Origin of the sequence: Sphingopyxis sp. QXT-31, from assembly GCF_001984035.1 — a bacterium.
Taxonomy (GTDB): Bacteria; Pseudomonadota; Alphaproteobacteria; order Sphingomonadales; family Sphingomonadaceae; genus Sphingopyxis.
Map to the genome: position 1 here is coordinate 696,734 of NZ_CP019449.1, position 19,564 is coordinate 716,297.

Genomic DNA, 19,564 nt, shown 5'->3' on the forward strand with positions numbered 1-19,564 from the left:
GATTGCTCCGGAAGGGTCAGGCGATCTGGTCGAGCGGCATCTTGCACGCCGCGGCGATCGAGCGGTGGACGCCGTGCAGCGCCGGCTCGTTTGCGCCGAGCACGACGTGGAAGTCGGCGGGGGCGGTGACGAGGTTCGCGTAGCCGTTGCTGGCGACGCGATAATCTTCGGTCTGCACGACGGTGGCGGTCATGTCATAGGCCATCTCGCACATCTTGCGATGCTCCTCGCCCTCGACGCCGAACGGCGCGTAGACTGCGAACTGGCAGAACATCTTGCCCGCGCCGTCGGGGAACAGCCGGAAGACCTGCGTGAAATAGACCCCCGGCGTCACCGCGCCGAAGAAGACGACGGTGTTGGGGAACAGGAAATGCACCCCGCCATAGTCGGTCTCGGGCCATTCGCTTTCGTCCTTGCCGACCAGTTCGCCGATCGACAGGTCGGGAAAGCTGACGCGGTGATGGCGGCCCATCGGCTCATAGACGTTGCGGTCGCTGTAATGCGTGCCGCCGATCGTCGAAGCGTGGAGCATCTTGAAATGATAGCTCTCGCCATAGGTGTCGAGCGCGAATTTCCAGTTGGAATCGGCGGTCAGGATGCCCTTCTTGACCGGCTCGGCGCGGTGCAATTCGAGCTGCGCGAGCACCGGGCCGAAGTCGCCGAGATGCGCGGCGGCATCGATCGGCGCGCCGTCCGGATTGGCGCGCACGAAGATCAGGCCGAGATGCTCGGCGCAGGGCAGTTCGATCAGGTTGCGCGCGCCGATCTCGCAATTGGCGAACCCTTCCTTGCCGGGCTGGCCGACGAGCTGGCCGGCTGGGTCGAAGGTCCAGGCGTGAAACGGACAGACGAGGCGCGGGCGCGGCCCGCTCCACGGCTCCTTTTCCTCGACCAGCTTGGCGCCGCGGTGGGTACACATGTTGAGAAAGGCGCGTGCGACCCCGTCCTTGCCGCGCGCGACGAGGATAGACGGGCCGACCGAGTCGAACACCAGCGTATCGCCGGTCTTCGGAATGTCGCCGGACAGGCCGGCGACGATCGGCTCGTTGCGGAAGATATGCTCCATCTCGGCGGCGTTGCGCTTTTCGCTCATATAGACGGACTTGTGCAGCGGCAGCGGCCCCTCGGCGCGGTCGGTGCGGTTCTCGGCAACGATGGCGACCAGCTTGCGCAATCCGGTGCGTGCGTTGCGCTTGCGGACCGTGAACCAGTCCTGCGGTGCGATCTTCGGATCGGACTCGGCCATGGCATTCCCTCACATTTTGCCCAGTATGACTCCGGGTCGCGAAGGGCTTATCGCACAAAGCCCGGCGCTTGTGCGCTATCGCTTTTGAGGGGAGAGACATGGCCGCACCCGCAACGCTCGCATCGATCGGCGACATCATGCAGCTCGCTTTTGTGCCGTCCGATTTCGACGCTGCGGTGAAGCACTGGACCGAAGTGATGGGCGCGGGCCCCTTCTTCCTGCTGCCGAACGTATCGCTCCCCGGTGGGCGCTATCGCGGCGAGGCGAGCGATCCGGTTTTCACCATGGCGCTCGGCTATTGGGGCGATATGCAGATCGAGCTGATCCGGCCGGAGAATGACGCGAAGTCGCTCTATCGCGACGAATATGCGGTGGGCGAGGGGCTGCACCATGTGTGCCTGCTGGTGGACTCGATCGCCGAGGCGCGGGCACGCTGCGCCGAGGTCGGCGCGGAGATCATCTTCGAAGCGCCCGTCGGCGATACCGGCGGCGTGATCTATGCCGATCCGGGCACCGGGCCGGGGACCTTGGTCGAGCTGCTCGAACCGCAGGCGGGCACGCGCGAGCTGTTCGCGATGATGCGCGACGCGGCGAAGGACTGGGACGGGAGCGCGCCGCTTCGGTCGCTGGGGTAATTCGATCGCGCTCGCCCAACTCCGTTCGCCCTGAGCTTGTCGAAGGGCCGTTCTTTCTTTTGGCAGTGCAGAAGAGAAGGACGGTGCTTCGACAAGCTCAGCACGAACGGAATATAGGATAGCTCTAACTATTCGCCCCCAGATACCCCAGCTGCCCGGCCTTGAAGATCGTCTGCGCGCGGTTGACCGAGTTTAGTTTCTCGCCCGCGCGATGCACATGATAGCGCACGGTCGCGTGGCTCAGCGAGATGATCATGCCGATCTCGCGGTCGGTCTTGCCGATCGCGGCCCAGCGCAGGCATTCGACTTCGCGCTTCGACAGTTCGCAGTCCGACGGGATCCGCCGCTTGGTGCGCATCGCCGAGGCATAGCCCGCGATGAAGCGCCGCGTCGCCGCGCCCAGGATATGCCCGATTGCCGCGAACTGATCACTGAGGTCGGCGATCTCATGATCCACCGGATGATAGCTGTTCGCCGAAATCTGGCCGAAGGGCAGATGGACCGGCACCACGATCGCCGCCTGATAGCGCTGGTTCGCGGCGAAGTAGCGCGAGAGGTCGATATCGTTGAGATAGGGATTGGGCACCGCAGTGCGGAACCCCTCGCCGTTGCACCAGAAGGCCTCGCTCTCGTAGCGGCACGAGCGCGGCAGCGGCGAGTGGAGCGCTAGCCTGTGATCCTCCCACCAGCGCTCGCCGTCGCCGAGCCAGCCGAACAGGTCGGCGGCGAGCACCGTGCCGTCGGCATCGACCATCGTTTCCTTGGATGCGATATCGTCGCAGAGCGCGGCGCGGAGGCCGTGGGCGGCGGCGAAATCGCGCAGCGCGACGGCCGCGTCGTGGATATCCTCCACGCAGCGGACCGTGACCGCTTCGACGAGCGCCCTGGTGTTCATTGGCGGTGCAAGCCCGTCGTCCGGCAGCCTGGCTGCTCTCTCTCCCACAGGCGGGACTATTTCACACTGGTCGGCAAGTCGCAATGCATGTGTCATAGGCGTAGCACCGTCTTTGCTATGATGTTTTTCTGGACTTCGCTCGAACCGCCGAAGACGGTCCAGGCACGGCTGTTGAGATAGCGCGCGGCCGCGACCTGCGCATCCTCGTCGCCGATCGGCGGCGGCGCTTCGTTGCCGTAGAGCGGGCGAACGGTCGGCAATTGCAGGCCGTCATAGCCGTGCAGGTCCATCGCGAGCCCGTCGATGCGCTGGTGGATTTCGGAGGAGAGCAATTTGACGAGCGAGGTTTGCGGTCCCGCCGGACGGCCCTTGGCGATGTCGGCCAATATGCGCAACTCGGTGGTTTCGAGCGCTTCGGCCTCGAGCCGCAGCCGCGCGATGCGCGTCGCGATCAGGATGTCGCCGCCGAGCGACCCGTTGTGCCCGCTCGGTGCGACGCCCGCGAGTTCTTCCAGATGGTCGATCGCGCGGATCAGCCGCGGCGCGTGGAACGATCCGCCGCGCTCGTTCTCGAGCAGATATTTGGCGATCGTCCAGCCTTGGCCTTCTTCGCCGATGCGGTTGTCGACCGCGGTGCGCGCACCGTCGAGGAACACTTGGTTGACCTCGTGATCGCCCGCCATGGTGATGATCGGGCTGACGGTTACCCCGGGCTGGTCCATCGGGATGAGCAGGAAACTGATCCCCGCCTGCTTGCGGACTTCGCCGTCGGTGCGGACGAGGCAGAAGATCCAGTTCGCATGGTGCGCGTGCGTGGTCCAGATCTTCGAGCCGTCGACGATATATTCGTCGCCCTCGCGGCGGGCGCGGGTGCGGAGCGAGGCGAGGTCGGAGCCGCTTTGCGGTTCCGAATAGCCCTGACACCAATAATCGGTGCCGGCGCGGATCGCGGGCAGGAAGCGGTCCTTCTGTTCCTGCGTGCCGAAGGCGCAGATGACCGGGCCGACGAGGCGCAGCCCGAGCACCGAAAGCGCCGGGGCGCCCGCGATCGCGCATTCCTTTTCGAAGATATAGCGCTGCATCGGCGTCCAGCCGGTACCCCCGCAATCCTCGGGCCAGTGATAGGCGACCCAGCCTTTGTCGTTCAGGATGCGGTGCCAGACGAGACCGATGTCGGGCTCGACGAAGACACCGGGGGTGCGCCGTGCGCCATCGCGCACATAATCCGGCAGCGACGTGCGCAGAAAGTCGCGGACCTCCTCGCGAAAATCCTGTTCGTCCTTGGTAAGATCCAGATCCATATGATTTCTAGCGTTCGAGGATCGCCACCGCCGACAGGCCGGGCGCTCCATAGACATGGGAATAGCCCACTTTGGGGCCGTTCGGTACCTGCCGCTCGCCGCCGCGACCGCGCAATTGCACCGTGTTTTCATAGACCTGCCGCAGGCCCGAGGCGCCGATCGGTTCGCCGCAGGCAAGGCAGCCACCGTCGGTGTTGACCGGCATCCTGCCGCCGATCTCGCTCCAGCCCTCGGCAAGCCATTGTTCCTGCTCGCCGTCGGCGCAGAAGCCGTTTTCGGCCATATGCATGATCTCGGCGCCGCTTTCGGTGTCCTGCAATTGCGCGACCGAGACATCTTCGGGGCCGATGCCCGCCATTTCGAACGCGGCCTTGCTGGCGATCTGCGTGGGTTTGCCGCCGCCATTAACGCTGATCGACGGCGCAAAGACCTCGAACGAGCCTTCGGGGCGGGTGCGGAAGGCGACGCTGGCGATGCGGACGGCGTTGGCGCCGAGTTCGCGCACCTTCCTGCCGCTGGCGAGCACCAGCGCGACCGCGCCTTCGGCGGGCGAGCAGAACATATATTTGGTCAGCGGATCATTGACCATCGGCGCGTTCAGGATCGTGTCGAGATCGACCGGCGAGCGCCGCCAGGCGTGATCGCAGAGGGTGCCGTTGCGAAAAGCCTTTTCGGCGACTAGGCCCAGCGTGCGGCGGCTGATGCCGTGGAGCGCCATATAGCGCTGGATCTTGAGCGCAAAGAATTGCGTCGTCAGCATCATGCCGGTTTCGCCATACCATAAGGGCAGGCCGTAATCGGACGGCTTGGCGTTGAAGGCGCCGCGCGGATGCTTGTCGAAACCGACCGCAAGCGCAATATCGCACGCGCCCGCCGCGATCGCGTTACGCGCGGCGGTCAGCGCGCTGCCCCCCGTGGCGCAGCCGTTCGCGACGTTGATGAAGGGGACGCTGGTCAGTCCGAGTTCGTTGACCATGATGTCGGCCGAGCCAGCCGCCGCCGACCCGCCATAAGCAAATTCGACATCGCCCCATTCGATCCCGGCGTCGCCCAGGGCTTCACGCACCGCATAAACGCCCTGATCGCGTCCCGAACGGCCGTCGGTGCGGCCGAAGGGGTGGATGCCAGCGCCGATGATATAGACGTCGTCACTCATGGCTGGCGCTCCGGACGAAAGGCATAGGTCGAGCGGCTGGCGTCGAAAGGCACCACCGCAAACTCCATCGGCATCCCGATGGCCAAGTCGGCTACGTCCGCATCGACGATGCGCGTCTCGACGATCACTTCGCCGGGCAGTTCGACATAGCCGATCAAAAAGGGCTGGAAGGGCTGCGGGCCGCTATAGGGCTCCTTGGGTTCGAAACCCTGTGTCGTCCATGACCAGAGCGTGCCCTTGCGCGACAGTGGGACGGGTTCGACCAGCGCGGCGGCGTCGCCATCGGGGACCGGAAAGACGATCTCGCCACTGGCGCGCCGCCCGCCAATCAGCCGGGGTTCGGCCTCGTCGGTCCACAGGCCGGGGGCGATGGGGGCGAGCGCGCTCACGCCGCCCTCGCAAAGCTGCGCAGGCAATGATCCTGGTCGCCGAAAAACCTGTCGAGCAGCATCACTCGCTTCAGCGCATGGCCGATCGCCAGTTCGTCGGTCTGGCCCATGCCGCCGTGCATCTGTACCGCCTCCAGCCCTATTTTCGTCGCCGCTTCGCCGACGAAGGCCTTGGCGCCCGCGGCGATCCGCGGCCAGTTCTTGTCGTCGGTGGTCGGGTCGAGCATCGCGGTACGCAGCATCATCGAGCGCGCCTGTTCCAGCGCGGCATAGCATTCGACGAGGCGGTGCTGGAGCGCCTGGAAGCTGCCGATCGCGGCGCCGAACTGCTGGCGTTCGCCAACATAGGCGAGCGTATCGTCGAACATCGTCTGTGCGAGCCCCACCATTTCGGCGGCGGCGAGCATGCGGACGTCGCCGATCACGCGCTGGAATCTGGCGTCGGGCAGGTCGAGGATGTCGGCCGGAGTGCGGTGCAGGTCTACCGTGGCGGCGTTCGAGCCGTCGATGACCGGATAATCCTGTCGCACGACGCCCGCTGCGCCGTTCGCGATTTTGGCGAGCTTGTTGCCGGCGACGGTGACGAGCAGCGTATCGGCGAGCGGCGCGCCGAGGACGAAGGTTTTGGCTCCGGCCACATGATCGCCCTCGGTCTTGGTACCGACCGCTTCGGTCTCATAGCGGCGTGCGGGTTCGGCGAAGGCGACCGCGGCGAACTGCGCGCCGGTGGCCAGATCGGCGACCAGTGCCGTATCTCCCGCAGCGGCGGCGAGCCGGATCGGCAGCACGCCGTTTTCGAGCCAAGGATCGATCGCGATGCCCTTGCCGAGCGCTTCGGCCACGAGCGCAACGTCGACCATCGTCCCGCCGATGCCGCCCATCGCTTCGGGCGCGGCGAGCGCAAGCAGGCCGAGGTCGGCAATCTCCTGCCAGCGCGCGCGCGAATAGCCGCCCTCGGCTTTGCGCATCGCATGCCGCGCGGCGATGTCGATCGGGCCGAGAAAGCGGCCGATCGTGTCGCGCGTCAGCTGCTGGTCTTCGTCGAGGTCGAAATTCATGTCCGGCGCTCGAAGGTGATCGGCAGGGTGGTGAGGCCGCGCAGCAGCATGTTCGGCGGCCAGCTCGGTACGTGCCCGTCGGCGACGCGGAAGTTGGTCAGGCGCTTCAGCAACTCCGAATAGGCGACCGCCATTTCCTTGCGGCTCAGCATATTGCCGACGCACATATGGATGCCCTTGCCGAAGGCGAGATGGCTGCGCGCATTGGTCCGTTCGATGTCGAAGCGGTCGGGGTCGGGATATTTGGCGGGGTCGCGGTTCGCGGCGGCGTAGCGCAGTTGCACCATCGCGCCCTTGGGGATGGCGACGCCGCCCAGTTCGGCGTCTTTCAACACAATGCGCCACATACCCGCGGTCGGGCTTTCGGTGCGCAGCACTTCCTCGACGAGGTTGAGGATCGCGCGCTCGTTTCCCTCGTCGATCGCGGCGACGGCCTTGGCCATCTGGTCGGGGTTCTCGATCAGCTGAAGCAGCCCGCCCGCGAGCGCCGAGGTCGTCGTCTCGTTCCCCGCGACCATCAACTGCTGCATGATCGACAGGATTTCGGCATCCCCGAGTGGGCGCTCGCCATCGACCTCGGCATAGACGAGGTCGGAGAGCAGGTCGTCGGTGCGGTTCGCCCGGCGCTCGTCGATCTTCGCTTTCACGAAATGCTGGAATTCGACGACCTCGCGCGCGCATTCGAGTTCGCGCTCCTTGGGGATCATCCGTCCGAGCCGGTCGACGAAGGCGTCGGACCAGCGCTTGACCTTGTCCAGATCGTCCTTGGTCATGCCGATCTGGCTGGCGATCATCGCGACGGGCAGGGGGATGCCGAAATCGCGGACAAAATCGGCCTCGCCCTTTTCGGCCATGCGGTCGATCAACCCGGCGACGACCCCGCGCATATCCTCTTCGATCGCGGCGACGCGCTTCATCGAGAAAGCGAGGTTCACGAGCTTGCGGAACCGCGTGTGCGTCGGCGGATCGGCGGTCAGTAGCGTATCGACCTGCGGCCAGCCCTCGGCGAGAATCGCCGACACGTCGCCATCCTCGGCCATCGCGCCCGACAGCGTGCCCTGGAAATTGTTCGAGAAGGTCTCGACGTCGCCGGTCGCCTGCGAACACAGCTCATAGGAGAGGACGAGGAACATGCCGGGCGACAATTGCACGACGGGGCTCTTGGGCATCCATGCGCGGTAATAGTCGAACGGGTCCGCGATGACCTGCGGCTCGAAAAAACTGCCTGCGGCGATATCGTTCACGCGCCTCTTCCCTCGATCTTCTCTTTATACGCGCAACTATAGGCAGACGCTCTCCCGGCGCGATGCACAATTTCGTTAGGCGGCCGCGACATGGGAAAGCGCGTTGGAAAGGAATATGCGGAGGTTCGGATCGGCATAGGCCACAGGTCCGTCGCCGGGCTGGAGATAGACGAGGCGGCCGGCGCCGACGGGCTTTTCCCACGCGATGAGGTCGCTTTCGGGGCGGTGCTCCCAGCCGTCGTTGCTGAACATGCGTCCGGAGACGGCCTGCGCCGCCGAGTAGAAATTGTCGCGGACGAAGGCGTGATCGGCGCGGAGCAGCGGCTTGGCGGCACCCCATGTCGGTGCCAGATACAGCTCGTCGCAGAGCGGGAAGCGTGGCGGCAGGCCCGCGGTCACCGGGTGATCGGGTTCGAGCACGACGGCATCGTAGCGCACCTCGTGCCGATAGCCCGAGTCGAGATGCGCTTCGCCATGCGCCTCGCCGGGATCGTAGAGGAAGCGCCCGCCGATCATCTCGGCCCATTCGGGCCATTCGGCCCAGCCGGCGATCGCATGATGCATCGCGACCGCGCCGCCGCCGCGCCCGAAATAGTCGGTGATCGCGCGGCGGTATGTAACGGAGGGCGGCCGGGTTGCGGTCTTGCCATCGCCGAAGCTGTAGCCCGGCATATCGTAGAAGAGGATCGCGTCGGCGTCCCTCGCCGCGCCGCCGGCGATCGCGGTTTCGGCCTCGGGGTGGATCAGATGCGTGATCGTCCAGCCGTCGAAACTTGCGAGCAACTCGGCAAAGGGTTCGGCTTCATACGGATGGCCGCCCGACAGGACGAGAAGGCGGCGCGGTCCGGTCATGCGATCTTGAGGATCATCTTGCCCTGATTGCTCCCGGCGAAAAGCCGCATGAAAGCGTCGAAGCTGTTCTCGATCCCCTCGTCGACATGCTCGTCGGCGATCAGCCGACCCTGCTGGAGCCATGCAGCCATTTCGGCGGCGCCCTCGGCGAAGCGCGGAATATAATCGGCCACCAGCAGCCCGCGGATCGAGGCCCGGTGGACGATCAGCTGCCAGATGTTGCGCGCGCCGACTTTTTCGACGCTATTATACTCGCTGATCAACCCGCAAAGGCCGATCCGCGCGCCGTGGCGCAAATTGTTGAGCCCCGCGTCGAGAATGTCGCCGCCGACATTTTCGAAGATGATGTCGACTCCGTCGGGCGCTTCGGCGCGGATCGCGTCGGTGAGCGCCTGCACATCCTTGCCGCGATAGTCGATCGCCGCGTCGAAGCCGTAGCGGTCGATCAGCTTCGCGCATTTCTCCGGCCCTCCGGCGATGCCGATGACCTTGCTCGCGCCTTTTATCTTCGCGATCTGCCCGACCAGCGAGCCGACCGCGCCCGCCGCGCCGGTGACGAGGACGACGTCGCCGGGCTTGGGTTCGCAGACGTCGATATACCCGAAATAGGCCGTCATCCCGACCGCGCCGAGCACCGAGAGATAGTTGGTCACCGACGGCACGAGGCTGGCGTCGATCGGCTGGGTGAAGCCGCCGACCGTGCCGACCGAATAATCCTCGATCGCGTTGAGGCCCATCACCCATTGGCCGGGCGCAAAGCCTTCCGCCCTGCTCGCCTCGACGATCCCGACGGTCGACGCGCGCACCGGATCGCCGAGAGGGATCGGCGGCATATAGCTTGGCGCATCGTCCATCCAGCCGCGGATCGCGGGGTCGAGCGAGGCGTAATGGTTGCGGATCAGGAATTCGCCGTCGGCGAGCCCGGGGGTGGGCTGGGTGACGAGCGAGAAATCTTCCGGCGCGGGTTCGCCGTTCGGACGGCGGACGAGCAGGAAGCGGCGGTTGTCGGGCATGGGAATTCCTCAAGCGGGGACGATGGAAACCGGGATCGCGCTTTGCAGCGACTGGCCGGTGATGGGGTCGTAGGCGACGCTCTCGCTGACGAGGCGGTTGGTCGATGCACCATGCTCATGGACGCCGTCGGGGCCGATGTCGGGCCCGCCGAACGCGTGCGCCATCGACACGACGCCGGGGCGCATATTCTCGGCCGCGCGCGCGACCGCGACGACTTCGCCGACCGCCGAGCGGATGCGGACGGTGTCGCCGTCGGCGCAGGGGATCAGCGCGAGATCGTCGGGGTGGAGGAAGGCGGGGTTAGTGGTGCGCTTGGCGCGCAGCGCGGGGAGGTTCTGCCCGGTCGAGTTGAAGCGGTGCCGGCTGCGCCGCGACACCATGCGCCAGGGAAAGTCCGGCGTCGGCTGGGCTGCATCGGCATAGGCGATGAGCTGGTCGGGCATTGCGCCAGCCGTCAGGTCGAAGCGCCCCGGCGCCTCGGGATCGCCCGCCTCGACGACCGGGTGGAGGTCGGCGTAGATCACCGCCTTGCCGTCGACCGTGTCGCTGCGCACCTTGCTCGGCGCGACCGAGCAGCCCGCGACCATCAGGTCGAGGAAGGCCTCTTTCGTGGGCCGCTCATCCATCGGGCAGGCACCGCCCGCGAGCGGCATGCCGGTGCCGATACGGTGTGCGAGTTCCCAGAGCATCTCCCACTCCTCGAGCAGCCCTTCGGGCGCTTCGATCATCGCCTCTGTATAGCGGGCGTAGGGGATTTCATACCACCATTCGGAGAGGTTGCTGATGTCCTCGCGTTCGAGGCACATCTTGGGTGCGAGGATATAGTCGGCGCGTTTCGCGGTGGCTGAGTCGGCATTGACGTCGATCGAGACGAGCAGGTCGAGCCCGTCGATCGCGCGCGTCATCTTGTCCTGGTCGGGGAAGGCGACCACCGGATTGCCGCCGATCACGATCAGCGCGCGCACTTGGCCTTCGCCCGGCGTCAGCATCTCGTCGGCCAGGACGTTGCACGGCATTTCCATGCCGAGGTGGGTGAGGCCGCGGATGCGCGAGGTGGGGAAGCCCTCGCCATAGAGAGCTATCGGCGGCGCGACCTGCGCGCGGCGCGGGGTGACGGGGGTGAAGACGCGCGGGATCGAGCTTTTCTCGCCCTCGCGGCAGAAGCGCCCGCAGATGATGTTGAGCGACGAGACGAGATATTGGGTGAGCGTACCGTTGCCCGCCATTTCGGGCCCGGTGCCGGTCGAGACGACGCCCTTGGTGCCGCCCGCGAACATGCGCGCCGCGGCGACGAGCTGGCTTTCCTCGACCCCGGCGCGCGCAGCGGCGACCGCGGGGGTAAAATCGGCGACGGCACGGGTAAGGTCGTCGAGGCCGTCGACATATTGCTGGACGAAGCCCTTGTCATACAGGCCTTCGGACAGGATGACATGGATGATGCCGGCGAGCATTGCCGGGTCTTCGCCTGGGCGCACCGGCAGGTGAATGTGCGCGAGCGCCGCCACGTCGCTCTCGCGCGGGTCGGCGACGATCAGCTTCAGCCCGCCGTCGAGCGCATCGCGCAGGCGGCGCGAGGGTGAAAAGGGCGGCAGGCCGCCCGGCGGGCCATAGTGCGAGACGATCGGGTTGTTGCCGATGAAGAAGGCGACGTCGGCCTCGGAGAAGCTGTGCATCCCGCCCATCCAGTTGCCGTAGCGCATCGTCGTATAGACTTTCGCGGGCTGGTCGAGCGTCACCGATGTGTAGATGTTGCGCGTCCCCAGCCCCTGCGCAAAGGCCGTCGCGCTGCCCACCCCGGCGCTGTTCTGGAACGAATAGGTCCCGGCGTAGATGGCGACGGCATGCGGGCCGTGCTCGGCGATGATCGCCGACAGCTTCGCGCCGATCTCGTCGAGCGCGCCGTCGGTCGCAATGTCCGCGAACGCGCCATCGGCGCGCTTCTGCGACACCGTCAGTCGCTGCGGCCCGTGATGCGCCTCGGCGAGCTGGCGGCCCTTGATACACGTATAACCGCCGAATACCGGATCGTCGGGATCGCCCTGCACCTTGGTCACGCGGCCGTCGTCGATGGTGACCAGCATCGCACAATTGGCATGGCAGAAGCGGCAGAAACTGCGGCGGACCTCAGGCATCATATCTCTCCCTGATCGCACCCTACGCCGCCGTCGCTGGCAAGCGACTGGCACTTTTGGCGGTGGCTGGCGGCAGAGCGCGGGCGCAGTTTCGATGCAAAGAAACGGGGAGAGTATCGATGCCGACATCGCGCCAATGGCTGCTGAACGGACACCCGCGCGGGCGCGGGATCGAGGATGGCGATTTCCAGCTGGTCGAGACCGATATCGGCGCCCCCGGCGACGGGGAACTGCTGCTGAAGACGCTCTATCTGGGGTTCGATCCGGCGCAAAAGGGCTGGATGGAAAATATCGCCGATTATGTCGCGCCGATGGCGATCGGCGACGTGATGCGCGGCAGCGGGATCAGCGAAGTTGTCGAAAGCCATCATCCGGGTTTCGCACCGGGCGATCTTGTCATGGGATCGACGGGCTGGACCGAATGGCATGTGTCGAATGGCGAAGGGCTGGTGAAGATAGAGACGCAGTTGCCCCCGACTGCGATGCTCTCGGTACTCGGGACAACGGGGGTCACCGCCTATTGCGGGCTGTTCAAGGTCGGCCGACCGGTCGCGGGCGATACCGTGCTGGTATCGGGCGCGGCGGGAGCAACGGGGTCGGTCGTCGGCCAGCTCGCCAAGATTGCGGGATGCCGCGCGGTCGGCATCGCGGGGGGCGAGGACAAGTGCCGCTGGCTGGTCGAGGAAGCGGGCTACGATGCCGCGATCGATTACAAGGCGGGCAACGTCCGTAAACAGATCAAGGAGCATTGTCTTGGAGGAGTCAACGTGATCTTCGACAATGTCGGCGGGGCGATCCTCAACGACATGCTCGGCGAGATCGCGACCGGCGCGCGCGTCGCGGTGTGCGGAGGTATCAGCCGCTACGAGATGGGGACTTTGCCAGCCGGGCCGCAGAATTATTTCAACCTCATCTTCCGCCGCGGTTCGATGGCTGGTTTCATCGTGCTCGATTGGGCGAGCGAATTTCCCGAAATCCGCAAGCGGCTGGAGGGCTTCGTCCTCGATGGCCGGCTTCACTATCGCGAGGATGTGCAGCAGGGGTTCGAGAATGCGCCCGATACGCTCAAACGCCTGTTCAGCGGTCAGAACCGCGGCAAGCAACTTTTGAAACTTTGAAGGAGGTCGACATGGGCAGGCTGGCAGGGAAGCGCGCCGTCATCATCGGCGCAGCATCGGCGGGCAATATGGCGCAGGTGACCGCGCGGCTGTTCGCGCGCGAGGGCGCGACGGTGATGGTCGCGGGACGCAGGCAGGAACCGCTCGATGCGCTGGCGGCCGAGATCGGCGGCCATGCCGCGCTCTGCGATATCACCGACAAGGCTTCGGTCTTCGCGCTCGCCGGCGCGGCGAAGGCGAAGATGGGCGGTGTCGATGTCGCGTTGAACGCCAGCGGCTGGGGGCTGCTCAAGCCCTTGCTCGAGGTGACAGAGGAGGAACTCGCGAGCATCGTCGCGCTGCAATTCACCGGCGTGCATCATTTCCTCCAGGCTTTCATCGGCGCGATGCTGGCAAACGATCCGACCGGCGGCTCGATCATCCAGATTTCCTCGGCGACGACGCGCGCGCCGATCGGCAACCATGCCGCCTATATCGGCACCAAGGCAGGGTCGGAGGCGCTGATCCGCTGCGTCGCCAACGATTTCGGGGCCGCGGGGATCCGGGCGAACATCGTGTCGCCGGCGTTCACGGAGTCGCCGATGACCGAGGGTGCGTTCGCGACGCCGGGATTGGTCGACGCCTTCCTGCCGCGCTACCCGCTCGGGCGGCTCAATACCTCGCAGGACGTCGCGAACGCATGCCTGTGGCTGGCCAGCGACGAGGCGTTCGTGACCGGCGAGAATTTGCAGCCCAATGGCGGGCTAGCGCTGCGCGGCAATCCGCAAGAGGGCGATATTGCGGCGGCGGTTGGCGCCGCGATGGCGAAGTTGCAAGCCTGAAGATCCTCCCCGTCGCGTAGCGATGGGGAGGGGGACCGCTCGCGCGGCGAGTGGTGGAGGGGCGGCAACGGTAGCGCAATAGCCCCTCCGTCAGCGCTTCGCGTTGCCACCTCCCCATGGCTTCGCCACGGAGAGGAGCGATCAACCAATCTGCCGCTCGCGCCCTTCCCAATAGGGCGCCCGCAACTCGCGGCGCAGGATTTTGCCCGACGGATTGCGCGGCAGTGCGGGGATGAAGTCGACCGACTTGGGGCATTTATAGCCCGCGATCCGTGTCCGAGCCCAACCGATGATGTCGGCAGCATCGGCGCTCGCGCCGTCGCGCAGCACGACGCACGCCTTCACCGCCTCGCCCCTTTTCTCGTCCGGCACGCCGACCACCGCGACGTCGGCCACGGCTGGATGACCATAGATCGCATTCTCGACCTCGGCCGGATAGACATTCTCGCCGCCCGAGATGATCATGTCCTTCACCCGGTCGTGGAGGTAGAAATAGCCGTCCTCGTCGGTGTAGCCGGCGTCGCCGGTGCGCAGCCAGCCTTCGCCGTCGATCGTCTCCGCGGTTGCCTCGGGCCGCCCCCAATATTCACGCATATTCGCCTGCGCGCGGATCGCGATCTCGCCGATGTCGCGCGGGGGCAGGGGATTGCCGTCGGTATCGATGACGCGCATCTCGACCCCGCGCAATGGCTTGCCGACCGAGCGCATCCGCTCGTTGCCCGCGGGGTCGTGGTCCTCGGGCGGCAGCGCGGCGATCGTGCCCGACGTCTCGGTCATCCCGTACATCTGAACGAAGCCGCACTGGAACACATCGATGCACTGGCGCAGCAGGTCGAGCGGGATCGGCGAGGCGCCATAGGCGATGTGGCGGAGGCGCGAGAAATCGACTTCGCGTGCGCGGGGCTGATTGACGATGATCTGCATTGCCGCGGGGACCATGAAGATTTTCGAGATGCCATAGGTTCCGATCAGGTCGAGCACGCCGCCGGGATCGAATTCGCGCGTGATCACGCCGGTCGCGCCGTTGGTCATCACGGTGATGCCGTATCCGGTGCCGCCGATATGGAAACAGGGCATCGCGACCAGGCCAACGTCATCCTCGTCCCACCGCTCCCAGTCGGCCTGCAGCGCGGGATCGCGGTCGAGCTGCGAGCGCAGCACCGATCCGTTGGTCAGCACCGCGCCCTTGGGTTTGCCGGTGGTGCCCGAGGTGTACATCTGGATCACCGCATCGGTCTCGCCGCGCGAGATGTCGGGGTCGACGGTCGGGAAGCTGTCGCGCCAACTCCGGTAGTCGGGGAAGCCGCTGGCCGGTCCCTCGGTCGCGACGACATGCTCGACGCCCGGAAAGGCGTCGCGGTTTGCGGCGACCAGCTCCGTAAACTCCGGCCCGACGAACAGGATGCGGGCGCCGCAATTGTCGATGATCCACGCGATTTCGGGCACCGCGAGGCGCCAGTTGACCGGCGTCATGACGCCGCCGGCTTTGGCGACCGCGACCAGCAGCTCAAAATAGAGATCGCTGTTCTTGCCGAGATAGGCGACGCGGTCGTCGGGCTTCAAACTCAATGCGATCAACGCATTGGCGGCGCGATTGCTGTTCGCATCGAAGTCGGCGTAGGTCGTTGCGCGGCCTTCGAAATGATAGAGAATCTGGTCGGGCCGCTCGCGCGCGTTCCGCCGCGCGACGTCGGCGACGCGTTCAAATGCTGTGACCTTCACCGGTATTCTCTCCCTATGCTGCGCCGAGCGCTTGTCGATAGAGCATGGAGTCCGCCGCATAGAAATTGCAATGGAACCCCGATGGGACGCGGAACGGCACCTGCACCAATGCGACCGGCCCCGCGGCGATGTCGAGCGCGTCGAAGATCGCGAGCTCGCTCGTTGCTGCACCCGCGCGGTGGACCAACGTCATCGCATAACCGTCTCCTTCGCCCGCGGCACCGACCTTCGGCGCGAAGATCAGTTCGCCGCACGAGGCGCCGTTGCCGAAGTGATAGACATCCTCCTTGCCGCTCACGGTGTCGAAGCGGAGCACGCCGTCCATCCCCTCGGCGCGGCCGTCGCGGCTATTGAGATTGATATTGGCGAAGCTGTGGCGCGAGGCGCGGGTCATGAAGCGGTCGTCGGGGCGCGGGAACTGGATGTCGCGGTCGTTGAGCGTCTCCTCCTTGATCCAGGTTCCGTTGCCGTTGGTGCCGGGGTCGATGGTCCAGCGGCGGAGGCTCTGCTGGGTATCGCCATGGGTCTTTTTCGCGCCCGTCTCGTCGGGGAAGAGCGCGGTGCCGTTCGCGGCGGCGACGTCGGCGATGATCTCGCCATCCGCTTCCCAGACGTTGAGTTCGTGGAACATGTGGCGCGGTTCATAGTCGAACCAGCGAAGGTCGCTCGCACTGCCCTCGCGCGGCATCACCCCGAATTTGGTCGGGCGGCCATTAACCCAGGCGGTCATCGGTCCACCCTTCATGAAACGGCCGAGATCGGCGTCGATCGGGATCACCGGGAAAACGACCCAATTTTCGGTCAGGAAGAAGGTGTGCATCAAGGCGTTGTGCGGCATGTCGATGATCTCGGCCTTGCGCACGCTGCCATCGGCGGCGATCACGTCGTACCGCAACTGCGGCGCGCCCATCGGGCCGTTGATCGCCATGCCGATGTTGACCAGTTCGCCCGTATGATGGTCGATCTTGGGATGCGCGGAGAAGGTCGTGGTGATCGTCCCGCCATAATGTTCCTCGCCCAAAGTCTCGAGCGTGCGCGGGTCGAGTGCGACCGCGGGGGCGCCCTCCATCAGCGCGAGCAATTTGCCGCCATGGACGATGATATTGGTGTTGGCGGTGTTGTAGCGCTTGCCCTGCACTGACGGATCGGCGGTCATCGGGTTGCCGAACAGCCCGAACAGGCGCTTGCCCGCTGCCTTCTCCAGCTCGAACTTTTCGGTCCGCACCCAGCGGTTGAGCATCGAGGCACGGCCGTCCGCGATGTGGAAAGCATAGACCATGCCGTCGCCGTCGAACCAGTGATACTCGCCCTCGCGCGTCGGATAGAGCGGCTCGGGGCCGTTGCGATAGAAGACACCGACGAGGTCGGCGGGGATTTCGCCTTCGACGATCAGGTCGGGCGCGGTCCCTTCGAAGCGCACCGGCTGGTGATGGCCCGACAGATAGGGGTGGTCGAAAAAGGCCTGCGTCATCCTCGTCCCTCTTTTCGCTCGATAGTGCATCAAACAAGGGGCGGTGCAACGCGCCGCCCCCTGTTCGCTTGGGCTCCCCCTTTTGCGATCCCGCCGTGCCCGTGGCGGGAAGGTTCGATCAGAATTTGAAGCCGAGCTCGACCCCGTAAGTCCGCGGCTCGATCGCACCCGAGAATGTGAAGAGGCCCGCCACCGGCAGCGTGCTGCCGATGTCGCGGACATTGGTCAGATTGCGGCCGAAGACGGCAACGCTGATTTCGCCGCTGCCCGTGAGGAAAGTGTAGGACATTTGCCCAGACAGATTCTCGCGATCCTTGGTGAAGCAGCGGAAATCATTGGTTACGGCACCAAGCACGATCGGCCGGTTTGCGACGATGCAAGTGGCCGTCTTGCTCTGAAAGCGGAGCAGCACATTGGCGTCGAAGCGGCCCGAGCCAATTTCCTTCGAATAATTGACCCCGGTCGAAATCTGATATTTTGGCGCGCGGCGCAAGGTGAGCGTCGATACGTCGTCCCCGATATTGTCGCCGTTGAGATCTTTCAGGAAGGTGCCGTATTTCGCATCGATATAGCTCGCCGACGCCGTGAAATTCAGCGCGTCGGAGGGCTGGATGATCAGCTCCATTTCGGCGCCGGTGATCTTCGCCGAGGCGGCGTTTCCGACGACCGTTTCCTGGGGCTGGGCCGATCCGGGGGGCGAAGGCTGAACGACCTCCTCCTGCTTGTTGTTATATTTTGTGTGGAACAGGGCGATGTTCGTGCGCAAGGTGCGGTCCAGCCAGTCGGCTTTCAGGCCGACCTCGAATGCATCGACAGTTTCCGGGAAATAAGGACCAAGCGATGTGGGCGAAGCCGCTCGTCCGTTGAACCCGCCCGAGCGGAAGCCCGTCGAATAGGATCCATAGACGATCTTGTTGTCGCCGATTTCATAGGTGGCGTTGGCGCGCCAGGTGAACTTGCCGAAGGACGCCTCGCCCGAACAATTGTTCGCCGGACCGAAGGTCGGAAGCCCGGCAAGCGGCCCCGGCCCGAAGACCCCCGTCACCCGAACGCACGACCGTCCGTCGAATGTCGGCTGGCTCAATTCGACGAGCCCGACGACCTGCCCATAATTGTTGAAAGTTTCTTTTTTGTCGCGGGTGTATCGGCCGCCGACCGAGAATTTGAACTTGTCGGTCAGCGTGAATTGCGCGTCGGCAAACCCGGCATAGGACGTCGCCTTGTTGTCGGTGTAGGCGCGCAGCGTCGCTCCCGTGGGGCTCTGCGAGGGCACGGGCCCCAGCCGAGTGAACTGGTCCAGCTGGTAATTGCTGTTGTAATAATATCCGCCGACCAGCAGGTTGACCGCGTCGCTCAGTTCGGCGACGACGCGCAGTTCCTGGCTGAATTGTTCGAATTTCTGGATACGCCGGGTAGCGAAGAAATCCGCCGAACTGCCATCAAAATCTTGCGCCACATTCTCGTCGTTGGTGCGATAGCCGGTGACCGAATAGAGCGTCAGATTGTCGCCGAGCGACCAGGTGATGTTGCCGGTCAGCGCGTCGGTGTCGTTGGTGACGTCATGCGGCGCCAATTGATAGGTGACGTCCATGCCGCGATCGGGAAGGCTGAACCGGTTGCACTCGGCGACCGGCGAAAATCCCGGCGCGCCCGCGGCCAGGCAGATCAGGTCCAGGCTCGAGGAGGTCGGTATCGACACCGTCTCGCCGCGTTCGCGGCTATGTTCGTAAGTGATCTCGGCAGAGAAATCGCTGCTCGGCTCGATCAGCGCGGTAACGCCGCCGCTCAGGGTCTCATATTTGCCGTCGCGCCCGCCCCTGATGGCGTTGCGGACAAAGCCGTCGGTCTTGTCGTAATAGCCGAAGGCCTTGAGCGCGATGAAGTCGCCCAGCTTGCCGCTGTTCACGACCAAACGCGCGCTCTTGGTATCGAACCGTGCGTAGGAGAAGCGGCCCTTCGCCCCGAAGTCGTCGGTCGGCTTGCTGCGCTTCACCTCGATCACGCCGCCGATCGTGTTGCGGCCGAACAGCGTTCCCTGCGGACCGCGCAGGACCTGCAGGCTTTCGAGGTCGAAACTGTCGAGCAGCTGGCCGGTGTTCGTCCCGATGAAGACGCCATCGACGACGACGCCGACGGTCGGGTCGAAACTTTTCTCGATATCTTCGAACGAAATGCCGCGGATGGAAATCGCCGCAGCGCTCGGTCCTGCGGAAACGCTGTCGATGACCAGACTGGGAACGCGCCCCGCGACATCGCGAATGTCCTGGACCATGCCGGTGTCCAACGCCTCTGCGTCGAGCGCGGTGATCGCGACGGGAACCGACTGCGCACTTTCCTCGCGCTTCTGCGCGGTGACGACGATTTCGCGGATCGCTCCGCCGCTCTCGTCCTGAACAGGCGCTTCCTGCGCGAACGCCGGGGTGGCGATGGCCAGGGCGATTAGCGACACCGTGGTATACACGGCAGGCAGCATTCGGGCGTGCGTGATCATCGTCGGTCCTCCCTCTCGC

16 protein-coding genes are annotated in these 19,564 nt (G+C 65.2%); 3 read left to right on the forward strand and 13 right to left on the reverse strand.

What is annotated here, in order from left to right:
• Positions 1-16: 16 nt before the first annotated feature.
• On the reverse strand, positions 17-1,246 hold the full coding sequence (locus BWQ93_RS03500; protein ID WP_077029304.1) for an aromatic ring-hydroxylating oxygenase subunit alpha: 1,230 nt from the start codon (positions 1,244-1,246) through the stop codon (positions 17-19).
• 98 nt (positions 1,247-1,344) lie between these two features.
• Between BWQ93_RS03500 and BWQ93_RS03505 the strand changes: the two genes are divergently transcribed.
• A complete protein-coding gene (locus tag BWQ93_RS03505) occupies positions 1,345-1,881 on the forward strand; it encodes a VOC family protein (protein WP_077029305.1) in 537 nt (178 codons plus the stop codon).
• A 124-nt stretch (positions 1,882-2,005) separates the two neighbouring features.
• Here the strand turns inward: BWQ93_RS03505 and BWQ93_RS03510 are convergent, their stop codons facing one another.
• From BWQ93_RS03510 to BWQ93_RS03550, 9 genes are all read right to left on the reverse strand, one after another.
• Positions 2,006-2,776, reverse strand: coding sequence for a helix-turn-helix transcriptional regulator (locus BWQ93_RS03510; RefSeq protein WP_077029306.1), 771 nt, complete (start codon positions 2,774-2,776; stop codon positions 2,006-2,008).
• Between the two features lie 92 nt (positions 2,777-2,868).
• Positions 2,869-4,077, reverse strand: coding sequence for an acyl-CoA dehydrogenase family protein (locus BWQ93_RS03515; RefSeq protein WP_077029307.1), 1,209 nt, complete (start codon positions 4,075-4,077; stop codon positions 2,869-2,871).
• 7 nt (positions 4,078-4,084) lie between these two features.
• Positions 4,085-5,233, reverse strand: coding sequence for a thiolase family protein (locus BWQ93_RS03520; RefSeq protein ID WP_077029308.1), 1,149 nt, complete (start codon positions 5,231-5,233; stop codon positions 4,085-4,087).
• Positions 5,230-5,622 (reverse strand): Zn-ribbon domain-containing OB-fold protein, encoded by a 393-nt coding sequence (locus BWQ93_RS03525; RefSeq protein WP_077032180.1) that lies wholly within the window; start codon positions 5,620-5,622, stop codon positions 5,230-5,232. Before BWQ93_RS03525 ends, BWQ93_RS03520 begins: the two co-directional genes overlap by 4 nt.
• Complete coding sequence (locus BWQ93_RS03530; RefSeq protein ID WP_077029309.1) at positions 5,619-6,680, reverse strand: acyl-CoA dehydrogenase family protein; 1,062 nt, start codon at positions 6,678-6,680, stop codon at positions 5,619-5,621. The genes BWQ93_RS03525 and BWQ93_RS03530 overlap by 4 nt, the downstream gene beginning before the upstream one ends.
• Positions 6,677-7,924 carry a cytochrome P450 gene (locus BWQ93_RS03535; RefSeq protein WP_077029310.1) on the reverse strand — a complete coding sequence of 416 codons (1,248 nt, stop codon included), beginning with the start codon at positions 7,922-7,924 and terminating at the stop codon, positions 6,677-6,679. The genes BWQ93_RS03530 and BWQ93_RS03535 overlap by 4 nt, the downstream gene beginning before the upstream one ends.
• Positions 7,925-7,999: 75 nt before the next feature.
• Positions 8,000-8,776 (reverse strand): ThuA domain-containing protein, encoded by a 777-nt coding sequence (locus tag BWQ93_RS03540; RefSeq protein ID WP_077029311.1) that lies wholly within the window; start codon positions 8,774-8,776, stop codon positions 8,000-8,002.
• Entirely contained in the window at positions 8,773-9,789 is a 1,017-nt protein-coding gene (locus tag BWQ93_RS03545; RefSeq protein WP_077029312.1) for an NADP-dependent oxidoreductase, read from the reverse strand. The genes BWQ93_RS03540 and BWQ93_RS03545 overlap by 4 nt, the downstream gene beginning before the upstream one ends.
• Before the next feature lie 9 nt (positions 9,790-9,798).
• Positions 9,799-11,925, reverse strand: coding sequence for a molybdopterin-containing oxidoreductase family protein (locus tag BWQ93_RS03550; RefSeq protein WP_232314726.1), 2,127 nt, complete (start codon positions 11,923-11,925; stop codon positions 9,799-9,801).
• A gap of 116 nt (positions 11,926-12,041) precedes the next feature.
• Between BWQ93_RS03550 and BWQ93_RS03555 the strand changes: the two genes are divergently transcribed.
• The gene (locus BWQ93_RS03555; protein WP_077029314.1) at positions 12,042-13,040 is read left to right on the forward strand and encodes an NADP-dependent oxidoreductase; all 999 of its coding nucleotides are present in this window, start codon (positions 12,042-12,044) and stop codon (positions 13,038-13,040) included.
• An 11-nt stretch (positions 13,041-13,051) separates the two neighbouring features.
• Positions 13,052-13,861 (forward strand): SDR family NAD(P)-dependent oxidoreductase, encoded by an 810-nt coding sequence (locus BWQ93_RS03560; RefSeq protein ID WP_077032181.1) that lies wholly within the window; start codon positions 13,052-13,054, stop codon positions 13,859-13,861.
• 141 nt (positions 13,862-14,002) lie between these two features.
• Here BWQ93_RS03560 and BWQ93_RS03565 read toward each other — a convergent pair whose 3' ends face one another.
• The 3 genes from BWQ93_RS03565 to BWQ93_RS03575 form a co-directional block, all read right to left on the reverse strand.
• Complete coding sequence (locus BWQ93_RS03565) at positions 14,003-15,583, reverse strand: fatty acid--CoA ligase (protein WP_077029315.1); 1,581 nt, start codon at positions 15,581-15,583, stop codon at positions 14,003-14,005.
• A 13-nt stretch (positions 15,584-15,596) separates the two neighbouring features.
• Positions 15,597-17,054: a carotenoid oxygenase family protein gene (locus BWQ93_RS03570; RefSeq protein ID WP_077029316.1), complete on the reverse strand. Its 1,458-nt coding sequence runs from the start codon at positions 17,052-17,054 to the stop codon at positions 15,597-15,599.
• A 118-nt stretch (positions 17,055-17,172) separates the two neighbouring features.
• Positions 17,173-19,545, reverse strand: coding sequence for a TonB-dependent receptor (locus tag BWQ93_RS03575; protein WP_077029317.1), 2,373 nt, complete (start codon positions 19,543-19,545; stop codon positions 17,173-17,175).
• Positions 19,546-19,564 lie beyond the last annotated feature (19 nt).